Annotated in this window: 19 protein-coding genes; 9 read left to right on the forward strand and 10 right to left on the reverse strand. The window is 56.3% G+C overall.

All coding sequences use genetic code 11. The features are described 5' to 3' along the window. Positions 1–79: 79 nt before the first annotated feature. The 7 genes from VPK24_RS06640 to VPK24_RS06670 all read right to left on the reverse strand — a co-directional run bounded on the left by VPK24_RS06640 (position 80) and on the right by VPK24_RS06670 (position 9,206). Positions 80–406: a hypothetical protein gene (locus VPK24_RS06640; RefSeq protein WP_393011532.1), complete on the reverse strand. Its 327-nt coding sequence runs from the start codon at positions 404–406 to the stop codon at positions 80–82. Positions 407–740: 334 nt separating this feature from the next. Further along, positions 741–3,557, reverse strand: coding sequence for a GAF domain-containing protein (locus tag VPK24_RS06645; RefSeq protein WP_393011534.1), 2,817 nt, complete (start codon positions 3,555–3,557; stop codon positions 741–743). A 548-nt stretch (positions 3,558–4,105) separates the two neighbouring features. Continuing rightward, positions 4,106–5,944: a DNA repair protein RecN gene (gene recN / locus VPK24_RS06650; protein ID WP_393011536.1), complete on the reverse strand. Its 1,839-nt coding sequence runs from the start codon at positions 5,942–5,944 to the stop codon at positions 4,106–4,108. A 276-nt stretch (positions 5,945–6,220) separates the two neighbouring features. Then, a complete protein-coding gene (locus VPK24_RS06655) occupies positions 6,221–7,366 on the reverse strand; it encodes a glycosyltransferase (protein ID WP_393011538.1) in 1,146 nt (381 codons plus the stop codon). Next, positions 7,363–7,575 (reverse strand): hypothetical protein, encoded by a 213-nt coding sequence (locus tag VPK24_RS06660; RefSeq protein ID WP_393011540.1) that lies wholly within the window; start codon positions 7,573–7,575, stop codon positions 7,363–7,365. The genes VPK24_RS06655 and VPK24_RS06660 overlap by 4 nt, the downstream gene beginning before the upstream one ends. 42 nt (positions 7,576–7,617) lie before the next feature. After that, positions 7,618–8,166: a ribosome maturation factor RimM gene (gene rimM, locus VPK24_RS06665; RefSeq protein WP_393011542.1), complete on the reverse strand. Its 549-nt coding sequence runs from the start codon at positions 8,164–8,166 to the stop codon at positions 7,618–7,620. Next, positions 8,163–9,206 (reverse strand): methylenetetrahydrofolate reductase, encoded by a 1,044-nt coding sequence (locus tag VPK24_RS06670; RefSeq protein WP_393011544.1) that lies wholly within the window; start codon positions 9,204–9,206, stop codon positions 8,163–8,165. The genes rimM and VPK24_RS06670 overlap by 4 nt, the downstream gene beginning before the upstream one ends. Before the next feature lie 248 nt (positions 9,207–9,454). On the opposite strand from VPK24_RS06670, the gene VPK24_RS06675 reads away from it, so the two are divergent. From VPK24_RS06675 to VPK24_RS06685, 3 genes are all read left to right on the forward strand, one after another. Next, on the forward strand, positions 9,455–10,123 hold the full coding sequence (locus tag VPK24_RS06675; protein WP_393011546.1) for a hypothetical protein: 669 nt from the start codon (positions 9,455–9,457) through the stop codon (positions 10,121–10,123). A 9-nt stretch (positions 10,124–10,132) separates the two neighbouring features. After that, on the forward strand, positions 10,133–10,897 hold the full coding sequence (locus VPK24_RS06680; protein WP_393011548.1) for a pentapeptide repeat-containing protein: 765 nt from the start codon (positions 10,133–10,135) through the stop codon (positions 10,895–10,897). 269 nt (positions 10,898–11,166) lie between these two features. Next, positions 11,167–12,765, forward strand: coding sequence for a M10 family metallopeptidase C-terminal domain-containing protein (locus VPK24_RS06685; RefSeq protein ID WP_393011550.1), 1,599 nt, complete (start codon positions 11,167–11,169; stop codon positions 12,763–12,765). A gap of 536 nt (positions 12,766–13,301) precedes the next feature. Here VPK24_RS06685 and VPK24_RS06690 read toward each other — a convergent pair. From VPK24_RS06690 to VPK24_RS06700, 3 genes are all read right to left on the reverse strand, one after another. Next, complete coding sequence (locus VPK24_RS06690; RefSeq protein WP_190526009.1) at positions 13,302–13,904, reverse strand: superoxide dismutase; 603 nt, start codon at positions 13,902–13,904, stop codon at positions 13,302–13,304. 399 nt (positions 13,905–14,303) lie between these two features. Then, positions 14,304–15,845, reverse strand: coding sequence for a carotenoid oxygenase family protein (locus VPK24_RS06695; RefSeq protein ID WP_393011552.1), 1,542 nt, complete (start codon positions 15,843–15,845; stop codon positions 14,304–14,306). Positions 15,846–16,690: 845 nt separating this feature from the next. Further along, positions 16,691–17,080, reverse strand: a complete 390-nt coding sequence (locus VPK24_RS06700; RefSeq protein WP_099533415.1) for a hypothetical protein — start codon at positions 17,078–17,080, stop codon at positions 16,691–16,693. A 111-nt stretch (positions 17,081–17,191) separates the two neighbouring features. Between VPK24_RS06700 and queA the strand changes: the two genes are divergently transcribed. The 6 genes from queA (at position 17,192) to mnmA (ending at position 24,094) form a co-directional block, all read left to right on the forward strand. Continuing rightward, on the forward strand, positions 17,192–18,373 hold the full coding sequence (gene queA, locus VPK24_RS06705) for a tRNA preQ1(34) S-adenosylmethionine ribosyltransferase-isomerase QueA (RefSeq protein ID WP_393011554.1): 1,182 nt from the start codon (positions 17,192–17,194) through the stop codon (positions 18,371–18,373). Positions 18,374–18,893: 520 nt separating this feature from the next. Next, positions 18,894–19,898: a rod shape-determining protein gene (locus VPK24_RS06710; protein ID WP_099533332.1), complete on the forward strand. Its 1,005-nt coding sequence runs from the start codon at positions 18,894–18,896 to the stop codon at positions 19,896–19,898. Positions 19,899–20,295: 397 nt separating this feature from the next. Next, positions 20,296–21,165, forward strand: coding sequence for a rod shape-determining protein MreC (mreC, locus tag VPK24_RS06715; protein WP_393011556.1), 870 nt, complete (start codon positions 20,296–20,298; stop codon positions 21,163–21,165). A gap of 54 nt (positions 21,166–21,219) precedes the next feature. Continuing rightward, positions 21,220–21,792, forward strand: a complete 573-nt coding sequence (gene mreD / locus VPK24_RS06720) for a rod shape-determining protein MreD (RefSeq protein ID WP_393011558.1) — start codon at positions 21,220–21,222, stop codon at positions 21,790–21,792. A 100-nt stretch (positions 21,793–21,892) separates the two neighbouring features. Then, positions 21,893–22,834: a glycosyltransferase family 2 protein gene (locus tag VPK24_RS06725; protein WP_393011560.1), complete on the forward strand. Its 942-nt coding sequence runs from the start codon at positions 21,893–21,895 to the stop codon at positions 22,832–22,834. A 159-nt stretch (positions 22,835–22,993) separates the two neighbouring features. Further along, the gene (gene mnmA / locus VPK24_RS06730) at positions 22,994–24,094 is read left to right on the forward strand and encodes a tRNA 2-thiouridine(34) synthase MnmA (protein WP_393011562.1); all 1,101 of its coding nucleotides are present in this window, start codon (positions 22,994–22,996) and stop codon (positions 24,092–24,094) included. Positions 24,095–24,191 lie beyond the last annotated feature (97 nt).

Consider the following 24,191-nt stretch of genomic DNA (forward strand, 5'->3'; position numbering starts at 1 on the left):
CCTTGGGACAACCATGGCGGTAACCATCATCCCAAGGCCAACAGCAAGCAGCCGCTAGAATCACTCGATCGAGCCGTGACTATTCGGAATATTCGTAAGTGCCGCCATCACAGACAGAAACGCTGGATTGGATCAAAGCTCCCCGACCCACACCATTCCCGGGGCCGAGAACGCCTTTGAAATCGTAGAGACAATCCTCGCGGCCGTCATCGATCGTGATCTCAATGGACTCGCCCGGGTTGAGCACATCAACGCCCAAAATGTCCTCTTCCCAACTACTGCTGCTGGGGGGAGATGCATAGAATTCTTCGAGCACCCGACTGGTGGAATTAATCAGGGTGAAGGTCACCGAATCGTATTCAGCAGCAGCGGGTTGTGCGCCCAGGGCCGAACCTACGAGGGCCACAGCGAACCCTGCCAAGGAGGAGTGCCAAAAAAAGCGATTTTTCGCCATAAAACGTCTGAAGAAGAAGTGGATTGCAGTTCAAGGGATTGCTGGGCCCCGTGATGGTGGCGGCAACCCTATCCATTGCGTCCATTAAGGTAGCCTACTGATCGGGAAGAATCACAGGGGGATCAACAGGTTTCCAAGGCTGGGGCGATCGCCCGTTAACGCTCGTAAACCCCATTAACCAGCCAATCGGAGAGGTCAGTGGGGTTTAGGAACGGGTTGCGCCAGATTGCGCCAGATTGCGCCAGATTACGCGATATTTTGCGAGACTGCGCGAGCGTTTCCGGATTTACTTGCTGGTCATGGTGAATGCACCATCCCACTCGGACTCGGGGGGATTGGTCAAGTAATGCTGACAGCGTTGGAGTTGCAGTTGGGCGGCTTTCTCGTCCTTGTTAATTTCCAACACCATGCCGAATTCGGCCATGGCCCGGGCAAACTGCCGATCGAGATAGAGCCGCCGGCCGCGGCCGTAGTGATCCAGGATATCCAGCTTGGCTTGGGGCACTTCGCGAGCCAGGGGCCCTTCTTTGATGGCGATGATTTCGTACACCGAGACGGGCTTGTTCTTGCCCTTCACTTTGATGTAGTCCAGTTCGCGGGCCCAGAGTCGATCGGGGTTGCACTTGCGATAGGTGTTTTCGCTAATCAAGATGTCGCAGCCATACTGCTTGGTGGCCCCTTCCAGGCGAGACCCCAGGTTCACACCGTCCCCGATCGCGGTGAACTCCATCCGCCGACTGGAACCAATGTTGCCGCTAATCACTTCATCGGAATGCAAACCAATCCCGATGCTGATTTCCTTCTTGCCCTGTTCACGACGCTTCAGGTTGAACTCCACCAACCGATGGCGCATATCCACCGCCGTTTGCACCGCCATCCAAGCATGGTCATCGAGGGGCAACGGTGAGCCAAACACGGCCATGATTGCGTCCCCGATGTATTTATCGAGGGTTCCCTTGTGTTGGAACACCGCATCCACCATGGACTCGAAATATTCGTTGAGCATGGCCACCACCTCTTCGGCGGTCATGCTTTCGGTGATGGTGGTGTAGCTGCGGATGTCGGAGAACAGCACCGATACATCCTTGCGATCGCCCCCCATCTTGGTTTCGCCACTGGCCAGGAGCTGTTCCGCCAACTCTTGGGTCATGTAGCGATACATGGTGCTCTTCAGGCGTTTTTCATCGCTGATGTCTTCCATCACGATCAAGGCCCCGCGCACCTGGGTAGGATCGGCCGCATCGGCGATCGTGTTCAGGGACAGGTTAACGCTATGTTCCTCCTGCTTGGCTTCCGGTTCCGGCTCTGGAACGATCATCGTCGGCTCGTCCCACAGGTCGTCATCAAGGCCGGGGGGCTTGGGAACAGGAGTCGGGGCCGGGGCCGGCGGCGGCGCTTCGATCAGGGTCGAAGGCATTAAGGTTTGGTCGGGGTAATATTGCCGACGGGCTTTTTCCTCGCTGGCGGAGAGGGCCGCTTGCACCCACTGGTTAAACTTGTCGCCCCCTTCCCGATCAGCCTTGGCCTTCAGGCGCACCACATCCGTGACCGAAAGCCCTTCCAGTTCGTCATCGGACTCCAGACCCAGCAGCTTTTTGGCGCTGTCGTTGGCGGCCAGGATTTTGCCGTTTTTGTCGGTGGAAATTACCCCATCGGAGAGCGATCGCAGAATGTCCTTCTGCATTTGCTCCTGCTGTTTGATTTCCGCAAACAATTTGGCATTTTGCAGCGCCACCCCCGCTTGGATGTTGAAGGCTTCCATGAATTCTTGGTCGCTGCTGTCAAAGCTGGCTTTCCAGCATTCAGGGGCAGCGGGCCAATCGGTGGGATCGTAGGCGGGAAATTCACCCTGGCGCTTTTTGTTGATGAGCTGGGTCACGCCGATCAGGTGCCGATCGGCATTGAACACCGGCATACACAACATGCTGCAAGTGCGGTAGCCGCTGCGCTGATCGGTTTGTTTGGAGGTTTCGGAATCGGGGCGATCGTACAGGTCAAAGTCAATTCGCAGGGGCTGACCAGACTGGGCCACTTGGGCGGCGAAGGCCGTGCTGGCCGCATCAATCCGAATTTCCGTGGGCCGACCGTTGATCGGAATTTTGGTCCAAAGCTGATTTTTATTTTCGTCGTAGAGCCAAAGGGTGCTGCGATCGGCCTGCATCAGTTCCTTGGCCTGATCCATCACATTGGCCAGGGTTTCTTCCAAGTCCAAGCTGCTCTTGCTCAGGCCTTCCGTAGCCTTCATCAGCGCATTGGCCGCCCGCTGACGTTTGATGGCCGCGTAGAACGCCCGCGACGATTCCAAAATCAGACGGATGGAGGGAGCAAACTCCCGAAACACCTGTTCATCATGGCTGGTGAAGCCTTCGAGATCGATTTTGTCCGCCAGTCCCGTGCTCGGATCCACGCCGGGCTTGAGTTTGTTGATCAGTTGCACCACAGCCACGAGTTCTTCAAACTCGTTGAGCAGGGGCATTACCAGCATGGTGTAGGTGCGGTAATGGTTTTGCTGATCAAACTTTTTGGCGGCGGCCGATCGGGGATCGTTGTAGAAGTCGTAGGGAATGTTGATGACTTTGCGGGAGGTGGCCACTTCTCCGGCAATCCCGACGGTGGAAGGAATCCGAATTTCGGGCGCGCCCTTGGCCACCTTCGACCACAGTTCCCCCCGCTCTTCGTCTAACAGGTAGATGGTGGTGCGATCGGCGTTGAGCAGCTCCCCAGTTTTCAGGCTGATCGATTCGAGCATTTCCTCCAGAACCGTTTCAAACCCCCCTTGGTTGTCGTTGAGCACGTCCAACATGGAGAGGGTTTGGTTCACGACCCGGAGCTTGTCCTCCACGTCGGTAACCACCTGTTTAAAGGTGTCGCGCTTCAGGGGTGCGAGGAACGCCTTAAACCCGCCTTGGCGCGAGACCACTAACCCACCGCCGCCGCTGCTGGAGGGGCGCGGATTGGCTGGGGGCCGGCTGGCCTCGTGGGTGGCAGCGGTGTTATCCGTCACAACCTCGGTAGCGCGGGAGTCCGTGGCGACGACATCCACGACGGTGGCTTCGAGAATGGTGGCTTGGGCGATCGGTTGCTTAGGCGACGAGGGGGCCATAGATGCTCGGGAGATTATCGCTGCGGGTCAAGGTGCGATCGAAGCAGAATCAGCAGAGAAGTAACTTGAATGGGGTGCAAATAGGGTGCGCGGAGAAATGGGTCAGCGGTGGGTGGAGATTATGGGTGCGAAGAAACCTCAAACAATCACGGAACTGAAACAACTGGCGGGAGCGGCTGATGATCGATCGCCCTACTGGATGAGTCACCAGTGATTAACCGGTCAGCAATTGGTTTTTAAGACCATTGCCCGAACCTGAGAATTGGCGTGGATCGTGGCGTTTCTGAGTCCACGGATCTAGGGCGATCGCTTCAAGGATGAAATCCGAAGCATTGTTTTTACGCCCTAGTGTAGTCTGTTTATTCTATTTTCCTCAGGGGGCAACTTCGGTGGCTTAGGCCCGGGGCCATGAATGAAGCCGTGGTTGTTGGAGTCCGAGAGGCGATCAAACAAAATGGGCGATCCAGCACTGAAAAGCCATTTTGGGATGACGAGTTGATCGCTACTCTGACCATAGAGGGATTCAGAAGTCGAGATTGTCGTTGATTTTACGACGTTTTTCGAGGGAGGCGGCGCGGGGCCCGTGGGGGACGATCGCCCTGTCGTAACCGGGCGGCTCGATCGAGCAGGGAATCGGCAAAGGCATTGGCCGCCGCCAGGGTTTCCGTGGAACCTGCTGGGCCGTCGAGGCCCCCGGCCAATTGGGCCAGCTCCAACCGGCGATGTTCTGATCCCAAAGCACTGAGGCGCACCACGGTTCGGATTCCCTCTGCGTCGTCTTGGTCAGTGATCGATTCGGCCAGCGGGGCGCTAATCGTCACCTTGGCCACACGGAAGTGGTGATCGGCCATGGCCGCCACGATCGGCTGGTGTGTCACGCACAGAACCTGATGATCTTGGCTGAGGTGATGGAGCTTTTGGGCGATCGCCTGGGCCACTCGCCCGGAAACCCCCGCATCAATTTCATCAAAAATCGCCGTTTGTACCTGGCTCACCTGGGAAAAACAAGCTTCAAACGCCAGCAAAAAGCGGCTCATTTCCCCACCGGAAGCCGTTTCGCTCAAGGGTTGCAAGGGTTCTCCGGGGTTAGGGCTGAAGGTGTAGGTAATTCGATCGAACCCGGCCGACGAAGGGGGAACCCGCCCAAACTCCACAGCAAACTGCACCCGCTCCATGGCCAGGGGAACCAATTCCGCCACCAGTTGCGTTTCCAGATCCCGCGCGGCCCGGCGACGCAGTTGATGCAGGCGATCGCACTCGGCTTCGAGGGCTTGATAGGCCGCTTGGTATTGGTGCTCCAAGGCCTCCAGGGATTGCCCCCCGTCCGTCAACTCCCCCACCCACTGCTCCAGCTCATCGCGCCGCGCAATCAGAGCACCCAGGTCGAGGTTATATTTCCGGCAGAGGGCCTTGAGTTGCATGATTCGCCCCTCCACCCACTCCAGCCGATCGGGATCGCTTTCCAGGCTGGCTCCGTAGGCGTTGATTTGCAGCCCCGCCTCCGTGACTTGGGTGAGGGCGCTGGTCACCATCTCCAAAATGGCTTCTACCTGTCGATCGAACCGGGCCGATCGCTCCAATAGGGCTTCCGCCTTGCCCAACAGTTCCGCACAGGAAGCCGCATCGTCGGCCCCGGCATAGAGCAACTCATAGGCCTGGTAGCTCTGTTGTTGCAAATCCACCACATGGGTCAGGCGATCGCGCTCTTGCTCCAGATCAGCCAGTTCCTGCGCTTCCGTGAGGGCCGCCGCCGTCAGTTCCTGCAACTGGAATTGATAGAGATCGAGTTGTTGTTGTCGCTGGGCTTCCTGCTGTCGGCGGCTGCTCAGTTGCAACCACAGTTCCTGGGCCCGGTCATAGGCCTTGGCCACGGCCGATCGCTGCTTCAAAGTCGGTGCGCCGCCAAACTCATCCAGCCAATCCCGCTGGGATTCTGCTTGCAGCAATTGCACCGTTTGCCCCTGGGCGGCAATGGTCACCAACCGATCGCGCAGGATAGCCATGCGGGTTTTGGGGATGGGTTGCCCGTTGCAGCGAAACCGGCTGCGCACCGTGCTGCGGCCGCCTTTGCCCCCATCGCCATTGCCGGGACTGCTGACAATTTCCACACTGCAAACCAGCCGATCGCCCGTCATGGCCCATTGCCTCGCTTCCAGCCAGGCCCGCAGCGATTGATCAATGGCAAAGGTCGCCTCAATTTCTGCCCGATCGCAGCCTGTGCGGATCGCTCGGGCCGTGATGCGCCCGCCCAACACCGCCTCGATCGCATCGAGAATAATCGACTTGCCCGCGCCCGTTTCTCCCGTCAGCACATTCAGCCCGGGCCCAAGGGTCACTTCCAGCGCATCCACCAGCGCAAAGTTTTCAATCCGCAATGACAGCAGCATGGACCGTTGATTAACCCCACTCGCCTAGCGCTCTCCTAGCTTAAGGCGTGTCGCCTACCAGGTCGAAAGGCTTGGCAACTGGGAAAGGCTTTCGACAACCTATGTTGATTCAGCCGACCCAGCGGAATGGACGAGGTAACCGGAACAGAATCGATCGTGACCCGCAACCAACGAAACCAAGATCGCCGTAGGGGTTGGGTCTCCCAACCCTGACCTGAGCGATCGCGACTTTTCAGACCCCCTTTCAGGTATCGATCCAAATCGATCAAATATCGATCAAGAGCGCTGTTTCAAGTAGGTTTCAATGGCTTGCCGAATATCCTGAGAAAACTGCTCCGTTGAAAATAGTTGAGCCTGTTTTTCAAGGGCCGATCGCATTCGACTTTGCAACTCCGAAGAGGACAACAGAGCCACAATTCTAGCCACCGCTTCCTCGTCATTGGCGAACATCAATTCTTTGTTCTGTTCTCCAACAATTTCCACCTGGCCACCTCCCCGATCGCGCACAAAGGGAATGGTTCCCACTTTCACCATTTCTGCGATCGAGATGCCAAAGGGTTCCTTTTTCCAGTGGAGTCCATAGCGGCAACGGGACAGCACATTCACATAATCGGCATAGCTCAAATTTTCGTAAAGGGTCACCCAATCGGCATTTTCATCAATTTTTTGTTGTAAAAACTGCCGATATTTCTGACCATAAACCCCGCCACCGCCACCCGTGAAATAGAGCTTGATCGGAAACCCCTGATCGCGCACCCGCTTCAAAATTTCCAGCACCCGATGCGGTTCCTTGGCTTTGGTCAAGCGCCCACTACAGATAAAAGCTTCCTCGCGATCGGGCCAAGCCACCGTCGGCGCATCCACGGCCACGGGCGGATAAACCACCACCGGTTGGCCACCGTAACGCTCCTGGGCCACCGTGGCCACCATCCGCGAATTAGCGATCGACCAATTGCGCCGCATTCTGGCTTCCGAAAACTGCGAAACCCAATAGAAATTTCGGTTTTCTAGGACACCCACCCAATGGACATATTGCACCCCATCGCACCCCAAATCAATCGCGTTATAGCCAGAAACTGCCAAGTTATATTGCCGACTAAATTTCTTGAAAAATCGGATGCAAAAGTGGCAAAAAAACTTGCGAAAAAACTGACTATTGGCGATTAGAAATTCTACCAAATTCTTGAAGGGAGCCGGGATGCAGTAGCGCACTTTTACCCGATCGGAAAGTTGGGTTCCATAGAGCTGGTTTAACCGATTGAGGTCGATCGGGGTCAGTGTAAATAACGTCAGGTCATAGTCTGCCTGCAACGCATTCAACATCCACAGGGTCACGGCTTCCGCTCCCCCACCCGCAAAAAACGGATAAAAAACCGCGATCGTCGTTGGGGTTTGGGGACGGGGGTGTTGTTCTGAGGTCACGATGAAAAACCAATGAGCGACGAGCGATCGACCCGGCCAACCATCGGGCCCAGGTCGGGAGCCAATCCACAGGGCGATCGGCTGGGGCCATTATCGCCTAGCCTAACTTCCCTCTCTTTGCCCGCCAAGGATTCAGCCAACCGGACAATTCCCCCAAGAGCGCTTGCCCCGATCGCACCTTGAGCATCATCGGCGTGATCGGTCAACATTCCAACAGCAAGCAGGTTTCGGGTTGCATTTATCCGCTGGAATTACAAATCCAAAAGACCAGGGGGGGGCACAATTTCCAGACGCTTGGTTGTTAGATCAACGATCGGGACAATTTCATCCACAAAGGGAATCAAAATCACCTGTTCCGAGTCCGTGAGCTGCACTTGCAACAGATCCTGAGCAGCGGTCGCCAGGCCCACCACTTGCCCGATCGGGGCCTGTTGCACCTGATCAAACACCTCCATCCCCATCAAGTCCATCAGGTGATATTCCCCCGCTTCCAAGGGAGGGCGGCTGTGGGCCGAAACCAGCAACTTGGCTCCCCGGAGGTTTTCAGCACTGGTGCGATCGACCACTTCCGCAAACCGCACCACATACAGGTTTTGCTTATTCAGATATCGACCGCTCAGCAGGCGCACCGGTTGGGGTTCGTCCCGCCCCAGCTTGGCCCCCGGCGGCAACAACCAGCGTTGGCCCGGCTCCATAAATCGTTCTGGAAAATCGGAGTCGGGATAGACCCGAAGTTCCCCCCGCAGACCTTGGGGGGCAACTATTTTACCCACTTCGAGCCAATCATCAGGGGTGCTCATGGATGCAAAGAGGAGGTAGAGGTCAAGGAAGGGGATGAACTATGACTGGTGGTTTGGCCGTCTGAGTGGCCGTCTGAGTGGCTGTTGGGATGACTATGGGCATGGCCATTGGACTGGCCATTACTGTCGATCGGCTGGGCGGGCGGGATCACGGGTTCCAAACCAGCCATCTGCAAAATTTCGGGGATTAAGTCCTCGCGGCGCACCGCCATCATATGGACTCCCTGACAAATTTGGCGGGCCATGGCCACCTGCTCAGCGGCGATCGCCATGCCCTCGCGTAAGGGGTCTTGGGCCCGAGCCAGGCGATCGATCAAATGCTGAGGAATTTCTACGCCGGGGACATTGCGGTTGATAAATTCCGCGTTTTTCGCTGATTTCAGCAAAAAGACCCCCGCCAAAATTGGTTTTCCGCAACCGGCAGCCACCTGGGTCATGAACTGATCCAAGCGATCAAAGTCAGAAATCAATTGACTTTGAAAAAATTGGGCCCCAGCAGCTAACTTGCGCTGAAAACGCCGCTGCACCCCCGACCAACTCTTGCATTGGGGATCCACCGCCGCTCCAACAAAGAGATCAGTGCCGCTATTTTCCAAGGGGCGATCGGTCGCATCTTGCCCTTGGTTGAGCCGCTTCACCGCTTCTAACAGGCGCACCGCTTCCCAATCAAAGACACTGCGGGCTTCGGGAAAGTCACCGGCCTTCACCGGGTCACCCGTGAGGGCTAATACGTTCTGAATCCCCAGGGCATGGGCCCCCATCAAATCCGCTTGGAGGGCAATTCGGTTTCGATCGCGACAGGCCACCTGCCACACGGGTTCAATGCCCCGTTGCAACAGCAAGCTCGCGGCCGCCAACGAAGACATCCGCAACACGGCCCGGCTACCGTCGGTAATGTTCACCGCATGAACCCAAGGCTGCAACTGCTCGGCCATGGCCAACATATGGCTAGCATCACTACCCTTCGGTGGCATGACCTCGGCAGTCACCAGAAAAGTGCCAGCGCTGGCAGCAGTACGAAAACGCGATAACACGGGCATTGACTAACGGCGCAAGAGACAGGGATTGCGCAGGCATAGATCGACATTCTACCCGGAAGTTTTCCCCCCAAAATCTTCCCTTTGGCGAGGGATTGTGCAGGCTAGTCTAATTTTCTGGCCCGATCGCCCGCTGTTCCCCCACCTTGGGCGATCGGCCTTGTGTTGGGGCCGGCCCCTTGGCACAATGAAGCCCGTGGATTGCCCACAGATTCCGGCCATTGCCCCCGCTGCGGAAGCCAGCCTCCTCCTTGGGTATCGAACTCCGAAGCTACGTTTATCTCGATCGCCTGCAACCCCAACATGCGGCCTACATTGGCACAGTGGCGATCGGCTTCTTGCCGCTCCCCGGGGACAGTTCCCTCTGGATTGAAGTATCGCCCGGGATTGAAATCAACCGCATCACCGATGTGGCCCTCAAGGCTACCTCCGTGCGGCCCGGCGTGCAGTTTGTGGAACGGTTATATGGCCTGTTAGAAATTCACTCCAGCCGCCAAGGGGAAACCCTGACAGCGGGCCGGGCTATTTTGCAGGCCCTGGGGGTGCGGGAAAGCGATCGCCTCAAGCCTCGCATCATCTCCAGCCAAATTATCCGCAATATTGATCCACACCAGGCGCAATTAATTAACCGCACCAGCCGAGGCAACATGCTGCTGGCGGGTCAAACCCTCTACGTTTTTGAGGTGGAACCGGCAGCCTACGCGGCCCTGGCCGCCAACGAGGCGGAAAAGGCCGCGTTGATCAATATTCTGCACATCACAGCGGTGGGCAGCTTTGGGCGAATGTACCTCGGTGGCGAAGAGCGAGATATTTTGGCGGCGGTGGCGGCGGTCGAGGATGCGATCACCCATGTTTCTGGACGAGATCGGGATGATGGCAACGATGGCCGCACCCCGATGCTCCTGACGCGAAAGGAGTAGCAATCGATCGTGGCAGACGCAGCGGATCTCATGTATTTGGCCCGATCACCCCGACAGTGGGCCGATTGGCGAGCGCAACAGGGCGATCGGCCCGCCGACTTGCGCGGCGCAGATCTGAGCGGTTGGCGTTTGCCCCGGTGGGACTTGGCCGGGGCCCAACTCCAGCAAGCAATTCTCGATCGCGCTGACTTGCAAGGGGCCAACGGTTCCCATCTGCAAGGCCTCGGTTTACGGGCGATCGGACTACAAGGCTTTGGAATTCAGTTGCGCCACAGCCAAGCCATTGCGGCCAACTTCCGCCAAGCCGACCTGCGCCACGCAGACTTGCGCGATGTGAGTTGGGCCGGCGTGAACCTGGCCGAAGCTGACCTGCGGGGAGCCAACCTCAGTCGCGGACAACTGGCGCGATCAACCTGGACATTCACCCGCGCCCAAGGCGCGATTTTGCAAGGGGCCCTGCTCGATCGTGCCTTGGTCTTGGGGGCCGAATTTGGGCAACTGCAAGGCCACGGTCTCCAGGCCCGAAAATTACGGGGCGATCGCTCCCACTGGGCCGCCGCTCAACTAGCCGAAGCCGACCTGTCCGGAGCCAGCCTCATTGGCGCAGACTTTACCTGGGCGAATCTCAGCGATGCCAACCTGCAAGGGGCCGACTTACGAGGGGCCAATTTGCACGGGGCGAACCTCTGTCGCGCTAACCTACGAGGAGCCTTGCTGACCGATGCCGATTGGAGCCTCAGCATCACCCTAGACACCCTTTGGCCAGAACCCTAGCCTGATCTTGCTCCCACAAAATCTCCGGCTTCTCGGGTCAATTTACTCCAGAGCAAGCATTCTGAGAGCCTCAATCATCGCCTCAATCACCTTGCGTCCCTAATGATCCAATTCAAGGAAAGGGACTAATCACAGCTCCCAACAAAACATCAATTTAGGATTCGTTCCTTTACGGATAGCAACATTTTCCTTTTTACATTGGCATTCACAGAAAGGATTTCTATAAATGGATGAATGGTTGAAGGGATGTTAAACCGTTCATTATTTTTATGACCACTTTCTCTCTCAGTGACTCTGTTCTCGCACCCGCCTCTCTCCCCACCGCTTCTGAATCTTCCCGTTGCAGTTGTCGGGCCTGTCGATCGGCCCGGGGTGGCAGCACCAACGGCAGCTCAGCCCCCACCCGCCCCCTAGCGGCCGGCAGCGGTTCGCCTGTGGTGGATACGATCATTGCCACCACTGACTCAGGCGCTCCTGACAAATGGCCCGTGGGCCCCGGCGGCACCATCACCTACAGCTTCATTTCCCCTGCCACCGCTAGCACCTACAACGCCGATCCGGATGAAACCAACATTCAGGAGGTTGAAGAGTCCGTCAAAAACAACGTGCGGGCCATCTTTCGCCACTACAGCGAAATTATGCCGCTGAATTTTGTGGAAGTGGCGGACTCCGCAGACAGCAAGGTACGGATCGTTTACTCCCAGGGACCAGGGCCAGAGGGCAATGCTTACGCCTACTATCCCAGCAATTCCGAGCGGGGCGGCGCAGTTCACCTCCAGCCCGCAAACAACAGCGACCCGAGCACGGCCTTTACCTCCGGCCCCGGCAGCTATGGCTATTCGACGCTGATCCACGAAATTGGTCACGCCTTGGGTCTGAAGCACCCCGGAAACTACAACGCCACCGCCAACCAGGATCCTGGCCAACCCGCAGAAAACGCAGGTGAAGAACCGTTTCTTGATTCGGCTCGCGACAATATCGTGAACACGGTCATGAGCTACAACGGCGATGCTCAGCAGGACAAGGGATTTGCGGATCCTTCAACGCTGATGGCGTTGGATATTGCCGCTTTGCAGTTCTTGTATGGCACCAATCGCGGTTCACGGGCAGAAAACACCACCTATCGCCTAGATTCCAGTAATCTCCGCACGGTGCAAGCGATTTGGGATGGTGGGGGCAATGACACGGTGGACGCATCGGCCCTCCCGGCAGGCGATTATCTGTTTGATCTGATCGATAACGGCCGCTTGACGGAGCGTTCTGCCTTGGGCGCACGCATTTACAAGGGCAAAAACGAACCGACCGGCCCCGACTACCAAGACATGGGCTACGGCTGGGTCGTTGGGATTGGGGCCAATTTAGAAAACGTGGTTGGCACGGCTGGTACTGATGAAATTTTGGGCAATGCCTTGCCGAATGTTTTGCAGGGGGGCGAGGGCAATGACCAAATTTCCGGACGGATTGGCCCAGATACCCTTGATGGTGGGGCGGGTAATGACCTGCTGCGGGGTGGTTTTGGGTTTGATGTGTTGATGGGTGGCCCTGGTGATGACATCCTTTCGGGCGATCGGGGACGGGATCAACTGACCGGGGGCGATGGAGCCGATATCTTTGTGTTGCGGACGAGCACTCCTGCACCCACGCCGGAAGTGACGGATATTTTGACGGACTTCACCCCAGGGGTCGATCGCATCGGCTTGACGGATGGATTCTCTCCCTCGGCCGTGGCCTATGCGCCCTTTACGCTCAACGGTCAGGCTGGAACCATGATGAGTATTGCGGGCAGCAGCAACGCTTTCTTGGCCTTTGTGCCCGGCGTGGGGGCTGATGCGATCGGGGCGGCCCTGATTGCCTCGCCAGTTCCCTAAGCGCGATCGATCGGGATCATTGGTTCAGGTTTGCAGATGCCTGAGCCGATCGCGGGCCGATCGAGCACGAGAGCTGCCCGCTTTGAAATTTTGCCCGGAATTTAACCCCTAATGTCGGGTCGGATTCGATCGGCTGAAAGGGTTATTTTTCGGGCATAGGGCAGCCGAAATAACAAGACCACAATTTCCAATTAAGGATTGCAAACAACTGGCATCCGTCTTTGGGCGATCGTCGTCTGCTATGTTAAATGCGACAATTCAGCGACGCGTCCCAAGCCTGAGCGGTGCGGGACGTTTTTTTTCAGGCCATTTTCCAAAGTGATTGATTATTCAGGGCGATTGAAATTTGGCCTTCGGGAAAACCCAAAATAATGCCGACCCAAACTATCTTGGGTCGGCCAGGGATAATTTAGACCATTCAGCAGATCAACCTTTAGCCAAACCTGTAACCAAACAGGCAAAGGAGAAAGGTGTTTAACCCATTGGGGGCTGAATCATCGGAAAGATTCAAGAACCCCAAGGTTCGGAGGCCGCAACTAGGCAGCTTTGGCGAAGTTTTCAGCCACAAAATCCCAGTTGATCAGCTTGGTTACGAAATCGCTGATGTAGTCGGGACGGCGATTTTGGTAATCCAAGTAGTAGGCATGTTCCCAAACATCCATGGTCAGGAGGGGAATTTGGCCGGCGGTCATGGGGTTTTCGGCGTTGCCGGTTTTGGTCACCTTGAGCGTGCCGTTATCGAGCACCAACCAAGCCCAACCGCTACCGAATTGGGTAGCCCCAGCGGCTTTGAATTGGGTCACGAATTCATCAAAGCTGCCGAAGTCAGCCACAATTTTGTCCAGCAGTGCGCCGGCCGGTTGGCCGCCACCGTTGGGCTTAATGCAGTTCCAGTAGAAGCTGTGGTTCCAGGCTTGAGCAGCGTTGTTGAAGATGCCAGCTTTGGATGCATCACCAGCAATGGCTTTGATTACGTCTTCGATCGGCTGTGCGTCCAGCTCAGTCCCTTCAACGGCCTTGTTGTAGTTGGTGACGTAGGCGGCGTGGTGCTTGTCGTGGTGGAACTCCAGGGTGTTCTTGCTGATGTAGGGTTCCAGCGCCGTGTAATCGTAGGGCAGGGCAGGAAGTTGGTAAGCCATGATTGCAGTGCTTTCTCTTGGTGCTTCTCTCGGTTCTTGGCGATTGCACGGTTGTTGGCGGCAGACTGGGGCGATCGCACGCCACCGGCCAGCCGATTAAAACAACTTCTGGCGAGCAAAACAGCCGCCCTCTAGGGTATCGCAAAATCTGTGCATCCCGTGCAGGGACAAGTTTGCTGGTTGGTCTTGGTCGATGGGTTAAAACCGTTCACCGGGCTGGGTCTTGGCTGGGCAAGTACCCAGCTCAAATCACCCAGCTCAAATCACCCAGCTCAAATGGTTCAGCCCAGTTGATCGGGTCTTCCCGGCTCTGATCTGCAATTTCTAGATCTGCAATTTCTAGATTTGCGATTTCTAGATTTGCGATTTCTAGATCTGCAATTTCTAGATTTGCGATCTCTAGTCTGCGATGCCAAACACCTGGGGCACAAAGCTGCCATGCAGACCATAAGGAACATGGTGCTTGAGTTTCAAACGAGCCACCAGGGACAGATCCTGAGCGGCCAGGATGATCAGATCGGAGGCGTGGCGCTCGGCGTTGTAGGCCAGCAGCAACACCCAACCATCATCCTCTTGGGTGGCTTGAGGATTGGGAACGAACAGAGGTTCACCGCCAAAAACCCGCGCGCCCAGGTCAAACAGGGCCCGATCGCCCGTTTGCAAATCCAATTTCAACACCGCTTGCAGGGGCGCGTTGCCTTGGGGCGATCGGGCTGCCCCGATGTATAGATAGCGATGTTCATGGCCCACGGCATTGGGGTGCAAACTGGGAAATTCACAGCAGCGGCTTTCGATGCAGTGCGATCGCACCCGATCGGTGGTCAAGTCCATTTCAAATCGCCAAAGTTGCCCTTCCGGCAGGCTGCCAAAATCAACCGATCGAAAGTCTGCGCCCGGTTCCAAGGTTGGGAACGAGTCATAGCAAACGGAATCGATCGTGATTTGTTGACCATCGGGGCTTTCAAAGGCGTTGCCGTGGTGAAACACAAAGCAAGGCGGCACATCCAGCACGCGCACCGCCTGGCTCGGATCCCGAGGAATCAGCAGGGCCCGAGTGGGTTGTTTGGGGTCAAATTCCAGGCATTGCCCCGCCCCTTTGAATCCCAGCATGAAAGGCAGCGGATTGAATTTGACGGGATTTTGGAAAAAGATGCACCAATGGGGAGTGATGGCAAAATCATGCAAAAAGGCAAATCCCGGCACGCTGCGGGTTTGGCGGCTGGCGAGTTTTCCCGCTTCGTCTAATTCATAGATCGTGATGTTGGTGGAAAGGCCGGGCTTCACGGCAAAGTTCACGAAGCGCCGATCGCCCGCCGAGTTGGGACTCATGGCCCAGCGGTTGGCTCCGGTGGCTGTTTCGGCCGCGCCGGGAACCGTACCAGGATCAATGCGGGCATGGGCAGCGAAGGCATCGCCGGGCTTCAGCAGTCCATCGATCGAATCCAGCCCGATCGTCTCCAGGGTTTCCGGATCCAAGCGGTGGGGTTCGGCCGCTTCCCACAGGGCCCAGAGTCGATCGGCCCAATACATCACATGGGTATTGGCAATATTTTTAATCTTCAGATCCAACAAATTCGCCAGCCAACCGCCGGCCTTTTGCGTGCCAAACACGCCGCGATAGAGGATTTTGCCGGCTGCCTGCTCGGCCAAATAGCCCTCGGTGCGCACAAACCGATTGCGAAAATGGGCCCGACCATTTTGGAAGGTAATTTGGCAAATCATCCCATCCCCGTCAAAGGGATGTCCGATCGGCTCGCCGGCCACATCCAGCAGGCCGGGTCCATTGCGAAACAGCGTGCCGGTAAGGTTGTCGGGAATTTTCCCTTCAATGTCATCAATCCAGGTCTCAAACTCTTGGGGTTGAGATTCATAGCCCCGCTGCCAGTCCGCGAGACTATAGAGCGCTGGGTTTGATGAGGTTTTCGTTTCAAGGCTTTGCATGGATCGCGGTCAAGTCGAGTTGGGTGGCGGTTGCAGAAGACCCGATCGGGCGACCAATTTCGGAGCGATCGCGGCCCATGGGTGACCGCAATGCACAATCACAATGGACAATCACGCAGGGTGATCGCTCCAACGCCCAATCCGTAAGGTTTGCTTCTCTAGTCTAATGGTCTGTCTTGCTTGGAACCGCGCAAAACCGGCAATTCTCGAGCAATTAGCCCCTGTTTGTGCAAATCGCGATCAAATTTTGTCTCAGGTTAAAATTAATTTTTAAGGTTTTTCAGATGTTTATTAAAGATTTTTAGGTATTTTTTCGTTTCTCTTGCTTGATCTTTGCCTTGATTTAATTATTTAAATTCAATCATTTTAATTTATTTTGATTTGATTTTTACAAATTTACTTTCATAGATTTTTATGAGTTCTGGTAGTCAAGTTTTAATCATGAATTCAATCAAGTTAGTCAATTTTCAAAAACAATCAAGACAATAATTAAGTTGTTTTATTATTTAGTAAGTGATCTTGATAAGAATCTTCATCAAGATACTCTTCAGAATTTGGTGTTGATCTTTCAGACAGTTATCGTAGGGATTGCAACAGCTACTATCCCTAGGGATCGTTGTGATCGCCCATGATAATTATTCATCTCCACTATTTATTGATTGATCAATTTTTTTTGGAAGTTTCGGAATTTGTCCCAACTTTCCTGATTCTTAGGAATCATTCAGAGAGTAAAGACCACAATTCCTGAACCTAAAAATCAGAGAGCAAAGTGGCTGGACTTCAGGTTTGAGCTTCAAGAAACATCAGCCGCTTTGACCCTGACAGAAAAGGCAATAGCCTCTTCATCAAGCGAGGGTTGCAGGACAGTAGCCCAAACCAGCAATAAATTGCTTGCAGAATTCCTCTATTTCTTCCTTGTCCGGGCGACCATGGGAAATGACGGCCACTTGATGGCGCTCCATCACGGAAATGGGAGATTGACCCAATTCAAGGCTCCAGAGCACAACTTTGAGCTGTGGCGAGGGCAAGTAAGGCGAGCCTAATTCTTGCAAAAAGGCTTGCAAATCGAGATGGGCTTTGGAAATGAGCGGCGAAAACAACTTGAGACGCAAAATCCATCCATCAATCTGATGGAGAACGGTGACAAATTGCAGAGAGGAGCGCCAGGAGGTACTGACATGCTCGATCGCTCGGAGCGTTAGACTGGCGTTGGCGAAGCGGTAGAGGTATTCCATGGCCCGAGCTTGGATTTCCAAGCGATCGATACACTTAATATTCTCTCAAGATTTACGTTTCTTGACTTAAAATCTTAAGCGATTCTTACAAAACGTGACTATTCCCTTTTTATGGGATACATCAACGCCCCAGATCGATCGCTGGACGGCTATCACTACGAGCTACCCAATGATCGAATTGCCCAAAATCCGCGAGAACCCCGCGATCGATCGCGATTGCTGGTGGCCACCTCGCCCCACGAGATTGTTCACCGACAGTTTCGCGATTTGCCGGAATTCTTAAGACCCGGCGATCTGTTGGTGATGAATGATTCTTCTGTGATTCCAGCTCGGCTCCATGGCCACAAGGCCAGCGGAGCGGCGGTGGAAGTGCTGTTGCTAGAAGCGCGATCGCCCGATAGCTGGCTGGCCCTGGTGCGGCCCGGCAAGCGACTGCTGGTGGGAACCCAAATTGAATTTGACCCACCGCCCGGCATGGCACAAACGAATCCGACAACAGCTCCGACAGCAACTCCGACAGCAACTCCGACAGTCGCCAAACTGTCGGCCGAAGTGGTGGCCGTTGACCGGAACACGGGGGGCCGCCTGCTACGGTTCCAGTTACCGCCAGGGGCCAACTCTCTGCTGGAAATTCTGGATGCTTGGGGCGAAATGCCACTGCCGCCCTACATTACCGATTCGGCGGCCCCGCCCGATCGCTACCAAACAGTTTATGCTCGCGATCCCGGTTCGGCGGCGGCTCCCACGGCCGGCTTGCACTTCACCCCAGAATTACTCGATCGCCTGAGTGCCGCTGGTGTGGGACGGGCTTTCGTGACGCTGCATGTGGGCGTGGGAACGTTTCGGCCCGTGGCCAGCCCAGATATTACCGCCCACAAAATGCATGAGGAATGGGCCCTGCTGTCCGAGGAGGTGGCCGAAAAAATTCGGACGACTCGGGCCAATGGCGGCCGAGTGTTTGCGGTGGGCACAACGGCGGTGCGAACCCTAGAGTCCGCAGCACGCCATGGCCAAGTGGAAGCGTTTTGCGGCAAAACGGATCTGTTCATTTATCCCGGCTACCAATGGCGGGTTGTAGACGGCCTGATCACCAATTTCCACTTACCCCGATCGAGCTTGATGATGCTGGTGGGGGCTTTTGTGGGACGGGCCCGTCTCTTGGAGCTATATCAGGCTGCCTTGGATGCGCCAGCGGATCCCTACCCCGATCGCTACCGGTTCTATTCTTTTGGAGACGCAATGCTGCTGCTGCCGGATGCTTGCATTGCCCCCCGTTTCCAGACGGAGGACTAATCAGCGCTAGACTGGTGGCAAGACCAGTCCAGATTCGGCAGCCATCTCCTCATTCCATTCCAATCTCTGCCTGAGCCGGTTTTTTCCAACGCCCTGTCAATTTGCCTGTTTTCCAATTCCTTGTAAACCTAGGGACTCACGGTCAAAATCTCCTCCCAAATCCCCAGGCAAACCGACATCTCAAGCCCAAATCTTCAGGAAAGCTGGTTGCAAATCCGTCAGGATTAACCCCGGTACTCCTTGGAAAGATCCAGAGAATCCAGCGCATAACCTACCGGATCGCCACTGATCGCTACACACCATGCCATCGCTTCTTTTAAATAGCCTGCCTGCAACTGAGAGGAGGGTTTCAACCGCCCGGGCGATCGCCCAACTCAGGGATAGACGGCTGGTACAAAACGTAATAGAATCCAGCTCGACTGTCACCGGTACAGTCATTTTTGGCGAAGCAACTTCAGTTCCTGACCTTGTGGGGGCTTAAAACGTGGGTCTTTTTAATGGCTTCTCCTTGTCTCGGGATATGGGCATCGACCTCGGGACGGCCAATACCTTGGTGTATGTGTCCGGCAAGGGCATCGTGCTCCAAGAGCCGTCCGTCGTGGCGATCGATCAAGACAAGCGAGTCCCCCTAGCGGTTGGCGAAGATGCCAAAAAGATGTTGGGTCGAACGCCCGGCAACGTCATGGCCCTGCGGCCCCTGCGTGACGGGGTAATCGCCGACTTCGACACAGCAGAGTTGATGCTGAAGCACTTCATTCGGCGCGTCAACGAAGGCAAAGCCCTGGTGCCACCCCGGATCGTGATCGGAATTCCGAGCGGCGTAACCGGCGTGGAGCGGCGAGCCGTCATGGAAGCGGCACATCAAGCCGGAGCCAGAGACGTTTATTTGATTGATGAACCGGTCGCAGCGGCGATCGGGGCCGGTCTGCCCGTGGCGGAACCCACCGGCAACATGATCGTAGACATCGGCGGCGGCACAACCGAAGTTGCCGTTCTCAGCTTGCAGGGGACGGTGTTGAGCGAATCCGTGCGCGTGGCGGGCGATGAACTCAGCGAATCCATCACCCAATACATGAAAAAAGTCCACAACCTCGTTATTGGGGAACGGACGGCGGAAGAAGTCAAAATCCAAATTGGCTCTGCTTACCCCAGCAACGAAGATGACGTGGTGTTGGAAGTGCGCGGGCTGCACCTCCTGTCCGGTCTGCCTTGCACCGTTGCCGTTAAACAGGGCGAAGTGCGCGAAAGCATGTCAGAGCCACTGTCGGTGATTGTGGAAGCCGTGAAGCGGACTTTGGAACGAACCCCGCCGGAATTGGCTTCAGACATCATCGATCGGGGAATTATGCTGGCGGGCGGCGGCGCGTTGCTCAAGGGCCTAGACACCCTGATCAGCCATGAAACGGGCATCGTGGTTCACGTGGCTCCCGATCCGCTGAGCTGTGTGGTGTTGGGTACCGGTCGCGTTCTCGAAAACTTCAAACAATTAGAGCGGGTCTTTAGTGGCAGCTCGCGTAATCTCTAAGACCGACTGAAGCAGTTGACCTCCGCTAAGGTGGAGGTGCAGTTCAAGCCTGCGTTGCATAGCTTGCCTCTGCGTTGCATCGTTTGAGTTCGGTTTGCATTCAGCCTGAGCCTGCACTGCCCAGCTTGTGTTGTTCAGCTTGCATTGCTCAGCCTGCACTGCACTGATCTTGGCTGACCCCGATTCACCGTTTCCTTAACCGGTATCGATTGGCCCTTACCAACCACCGTTCGTCATGGCCAATCACGGGTCGCCCATCTTGGTTAGACGGGAATAGCCCGGAATGCATCACCGCAAGTCCTGGAGCCAACCCGCCAACAAACCCCTTAATTTCAGGATTAATCAGCAACTTTCGTGGGCAAGCAAGCCACTCAATTTCTAGAACGGAGCGCTGGTCGTGTATGACGTTCGACGATGGTGGGGGCGCAATTGGCTAAAGGCAGTCCTAGCCGTCGCTGCACTGGGCTTAGCCCTTGGTGTGCGACAGAGCCGGGCCGGTTTTTTGGTGGAAGCCTACCGTGCCTTGACGTTGCCCCTGCACCTGGGAGCACCTTCTCAAAGTGACCTCGCGGATGCCCGAGTCCGTGAACTTCAGCAGCGGCTTGAGGAGGTGGAGAGCCGCAATGCTCAGTTGCAAACCCTGCTGAATTACCGTAAAACCCTGCCCGTTGAGGGCATTGCATCGCCGGTCATTGGCCGCAGTGCCGATCGCTGGTGGCAACAAATTACCTTGGGCCGCGGCACAGCCGATGGCATTCAACAGGGGGCGATCGTCATGGCTCCCGGGGGCGTGGTGGGCCGTGTCACCGCCGTGACTCCCCACACCAGTCGGGTGCTATTGATCAGTGACCCCGGCAGCCGCATTGGCATCTCGGTGACCCGATCGCGCTATATGGGTTACCTTCGGGGCAAGAGCGATCGCACGGCAACGGTGGAATTTTTTGACAAGTTGCCCGATGTGAAACCAGGCGACGCGATCGTCACCTCTGCCTACAGTCAATTCTTCCCAGCGGGCTTGCCGATCGGGCGCATCGTCGCGATCGACACCAAGAAATCTCTCGCTCCGGAAGCGGTGGTGGAGCTATCCGCTCCCCTGAGCACGTTGGAATGGGTGACTGTCTTGCCCCATAACCCAGAACTCTTTCAGCAGTTCCAGGAACCCGCCCCCACAACGCCTAGCGGATCGGAGAACCCCAACACCACGCCCAATTCCGGAACCAACCCAGCGCCCAAACCGACCGCAACGCCCCGCGCATCTGCCAACTAACCCACTCTTGACTAGCCCACCATTGATTCGATCGGCATGGTTGCCGTCTAGGCCTTGAACGGAATCAAGCAAAAACCCCAACTACGCGATATTCTCGATCGCTACCCTGTGCTGGCGCAGGTGGCAATTAACGTTGCCGTTTCGGCCGGCTCATTGTTGCTCTGCACCGCCCTTACGCCGCTTCGGTTACCCGGTCTGGAACTGCTGGGGGTGGGCGTTGACTGGCCCCTAATTTGGGTCGTGAGCTGGAGTGTGGGTCGCCCCTGGTGGGTCGCCATTTTCGGCGGCGTGGTGGCGGGCCTGCTTCAGGATGGGATGACGGAGTTTTGGCCCAGCCATGTTTGGGGGTTAGCCCTGGTGGCCCTGCTGACGGCTCGCATTCACCAACGCGCCACCACCACGGCCTGGGTGATGATTCCCCTAACCACCTTTGTTTTGGTGGCGGTTTCGGAAACCACGATGGCGGCCCAATTTGCCTATCTCTACGGTCGTGATGCGGGCGATGTGTGGGCGCTGCATCAGAAGGTCACGCTCTGTTCTGCGATTCTCAGCAGTTTGTGGTCGCCGGTGGTGTCCTGGCCCTTGGGGCGTTGGTGGCGGATGATGGAATCCTTGGGCAATCGTTGAACTCCAACCTTCTCCTCCAGAATTGCCCCCTCTCTAAGCACCCCCTCTACAATCAATCTTAGAAAGCAATCAACCATAGATCCCGGTCTTGCCCCCACCTGTGTTTATTAGTGTCATCATCCCGACTTATAATCGCTTGCCCATTCTCCAAAAGTGCCTGCTGGCCATGGAGCATCAACGGTGGCATGGCCTCGACCTGATCGAGGGCTATGAAATCGTGGTGGTGGATGATGGCTCGGCGGATGGCACAGTGACTTGGCTGTCGGAGTCTTGCGATCGCCTGCCCCATGTGCGCTTAATTGAGCAGGATCATGGTGGGCCCGCTGCGGCCCGGAACCGGGGCTTGCGGGCGGCCAAGGGAGACACAATCGTCTTCATTGACAGCGATTTGGTGGTGCTGGAGGATTTTTTGCAGTGCCATGCCCAAGCACTGGCGGCGGCTCAGACCCGATCGGGTAGTGATGCCTATTTCACCTACGGGCGGGTGGTGAATACTTGCAATTTTGACGATCCCACCGCCGAACCCTTCAAGATCACGGATCTTTCCCGTGCGTTTTTTGCGACGGGAAATGTGGCAATTGCAAAACATTGGCTCGATCGCGCGGGGGCCTTTGATGAGCGCTTTACCCTCTATGGCTGGGAAGACTTGGAATTGGGGGTGCGGCTGAAGGCTTTGGGCGTGCGCCTCATTCCCTGTCCGGAAGCCGTGGGCTATCACTGGCATCCTCCCTTCAGCCTCGATGAGATTCCGGGACTGATTCGGCGGGAAATGGAACGGGGCCGAATGGGCATTGAGTTTTATCGCAAGCACCCCACCTGGAATGTACGCTTGATGATTCAAATGACCTGGCTGCATGTGGCCCTGTGGGGGTTGCTGTCTTTGGGCGGCCGCTTAAACGAGCGCACGCTTCGCCCCCTGTTGCAGTGGTTGATCGATCGGGGTCGGCCGCAACTGGCCCTGGAGGTGGCTCGGGTCTTTCTGAACTGGTACAACGTGCAGGCGGTTTATCGGGCCCGATCGGGCGTGGAAGTTGCCCCCTAACGCCAGCAATTGCCAGGCAACCAGACCGCTACAGCCAGGAAAATTCGTCCGGAATTCGCCATTTTTTTGGAGTCGGTCTGGATCCGCAAGATCCGCGATCGCCCATATCATAGGAAACGCCCCGTTGAAAACACCCCTTGGGTCAGCTTTCGTCGCGCCATGAGCAACGCCACCCTCCATTCCAAAGTCGCCGTCGGTTTGTCCGGTGGAGTCGATAGTTCAACCACGGCCGTGTTGCTGAAAGAGCAGGGGTTTGAAGTCCTGGGTGTCACCCTTTGGTTGATGCGCGGCAAGGGCCAATGCTGCTCGGAAGGCATGGTGGACGCGGCCCAACTCTGCGAAAAATTGGGCATTACCCACCACGTGGTGGATATTCGCGACACCTTTGAAAGCTACATCATCGATTATTTGGTGGATGGCTACCAAAGCGGCACCACACCGCTGCCCTGTTCCCAATGCAACAAGGCGGTGAAGTTTGGCCCCATGCTGCGCTACGCCCGCGAGGAGTTGGGAGCCGATCGCATTGCCACCGGTCACTATGCCCGCACGGACTACGACCCGGATCAAGGGCGCTATCAGTTGCTGCGGGCGCTCGATCGCAACAAGGATCAATCCTATTTCCTCTACGACCTGGATCAGGATGTGTTGGGCGCGGTGCTTTTTCCCTTGGGGGAATATGACAAGGCCCAAACCCGGGAGTTTGCTCGCAAGTTTGGGCTGCATGTGGCCGACAAGCCCGAAAGCCAAGACCTGTGCCTGATTGAGGCCCATGGTTCCATGCAGGCCTTCCTCGACAAGTACATCACCCCCAAAGCGGGCGAGATTGTGGATCTCGATGGCAAGGTGTTGGGTCAACACGAAGGTATTCATCACTACACGATCGGGCAGCGCAAGGGCATTGGCATCTCAGCGCCGGAGCCGCTCTACGTGGTGGCGCTAGACGCAATGCGAAATCGAGTGGTGGTGGCCACGCGCGATCGAGCCACCCGCCCCAGTTGCACGGTCAGCCGTGTGAATTGGGTGTCGATCGCCCCGCCCCGCACCCCAATTCACGCGGAGGTGCAAATTCGCTATCGATCGCCCGCCGTGCCGGTCACGATCGTGCCCTTAGAGGGGGGCAATCGGGTGAAGCTGGTGTTTGATGAGCCACAATTCAGCGTCACGCCGGGTCAAGCGGCCGTTTGGTATCGGGGTGAAGTGTTGCTGGGCGGCGGGATCATCGATCGCTTCGAGGACACAGCCAGCTCAAGCGCCGGTTAAGCCAGTTTAAAGCTGACTTCAAGCTCAGGCTAACCGCAACCTAAGAGCGGCTGATGGATGTGTTCCAGGATTCCATCTCGCCATTGGTGTCGATCGT

Source organism: Limnothrix redekei LRLZ20PSL1, from assembly GCF_043235035.1.
In the GTDB taxonomy this organism is placed as follows: domain Bacteria; phylum Cyanobacteriota; class Cyanobacteriia; order CACIAM-69d; family CACIAM-69d; genus CACIAM-69d.

Coding starts and splice junctions, on each gene's coding strand:
- queA (WP_393011554.1), top strand. CDS start 17,192: ATGGGATACATCAACGCCCCAGATCGATCGCTGGACGGCTATCACTAC.
- VPK24_RS06670 (WP_393011544.1), bottom strand. CDS start 9,206: ATGCCCGTGTTATCGCGTTTTCGTACTGCTGCCAGCGCTGGCACTTTT.
- mnmA (WP_393011562.1), top strand. CDS start 22,994: ATGAGCAACGCCACCCTCCATTCCAAAGTCGCCGTCGGTTTGTCCGGT.
- VPK24_RS06700 (WP_099533415.1), bottom strand. CDS start 17,080: ATGGAATACCTCTACCGCTTCGCCAACGCCAGTCTAACGCTCCGAGCG.
- VPK24_RS06685 (WP_393011550.1), top strand. CDS start 11,167: ATGACCACTTTCTCTCTCAGTGACTCTGTTCTCGCACCCGCCTCTCTC.
- recN (WP_393011536.1), bottom strand. CDS start 5,944: ATGCTGCTGTCATTGCGGATTGAAAACTTTGCGCTGGTGGATGCGCTG.
- VPK24_RS06710 (WP_099533332.1), top strand. CDS start 18,894: ATGGGCATCGACCTCGGGACGGCCAATACCTTGGTGTATGTGTCCGGC.
- VPK24_RS06645 (WP_393011534.1), bottom strand. CDS start 3,557: ATGGCCCCCTCGTCGCCTAAGCAACCGATCGCCCAAGCCACCATTCTC.
- VPK24_RS06660 (WP_393011540.1), bottom strand. CDS start 7,575: ATGTTGACCGATCACGCCGATGATGCTCAAGGTGCGATCGGGGCAAGC.
- VPK24_RS06690 (WP_190526009.1), bottom strand. CDS start 13,904: ATGGCTTACCAACTTCCTGCCCTGCCCTACGATTACACGGCGCTGGAA.
- rimM (WP_393011542.1), bottom strand. CDS start 8,166: ATGAGCACCCCTGATGATTGGCTCGAAGTGGGTAAAATAGTTGCCCCC.
- VPK24_RS06695 (WP_393011552.1), bottom strand. CDS start 15,845: ATGCAAAGCCTTGAAACGAAAACCTCATCAAACCCAGCGCTCTATAGT.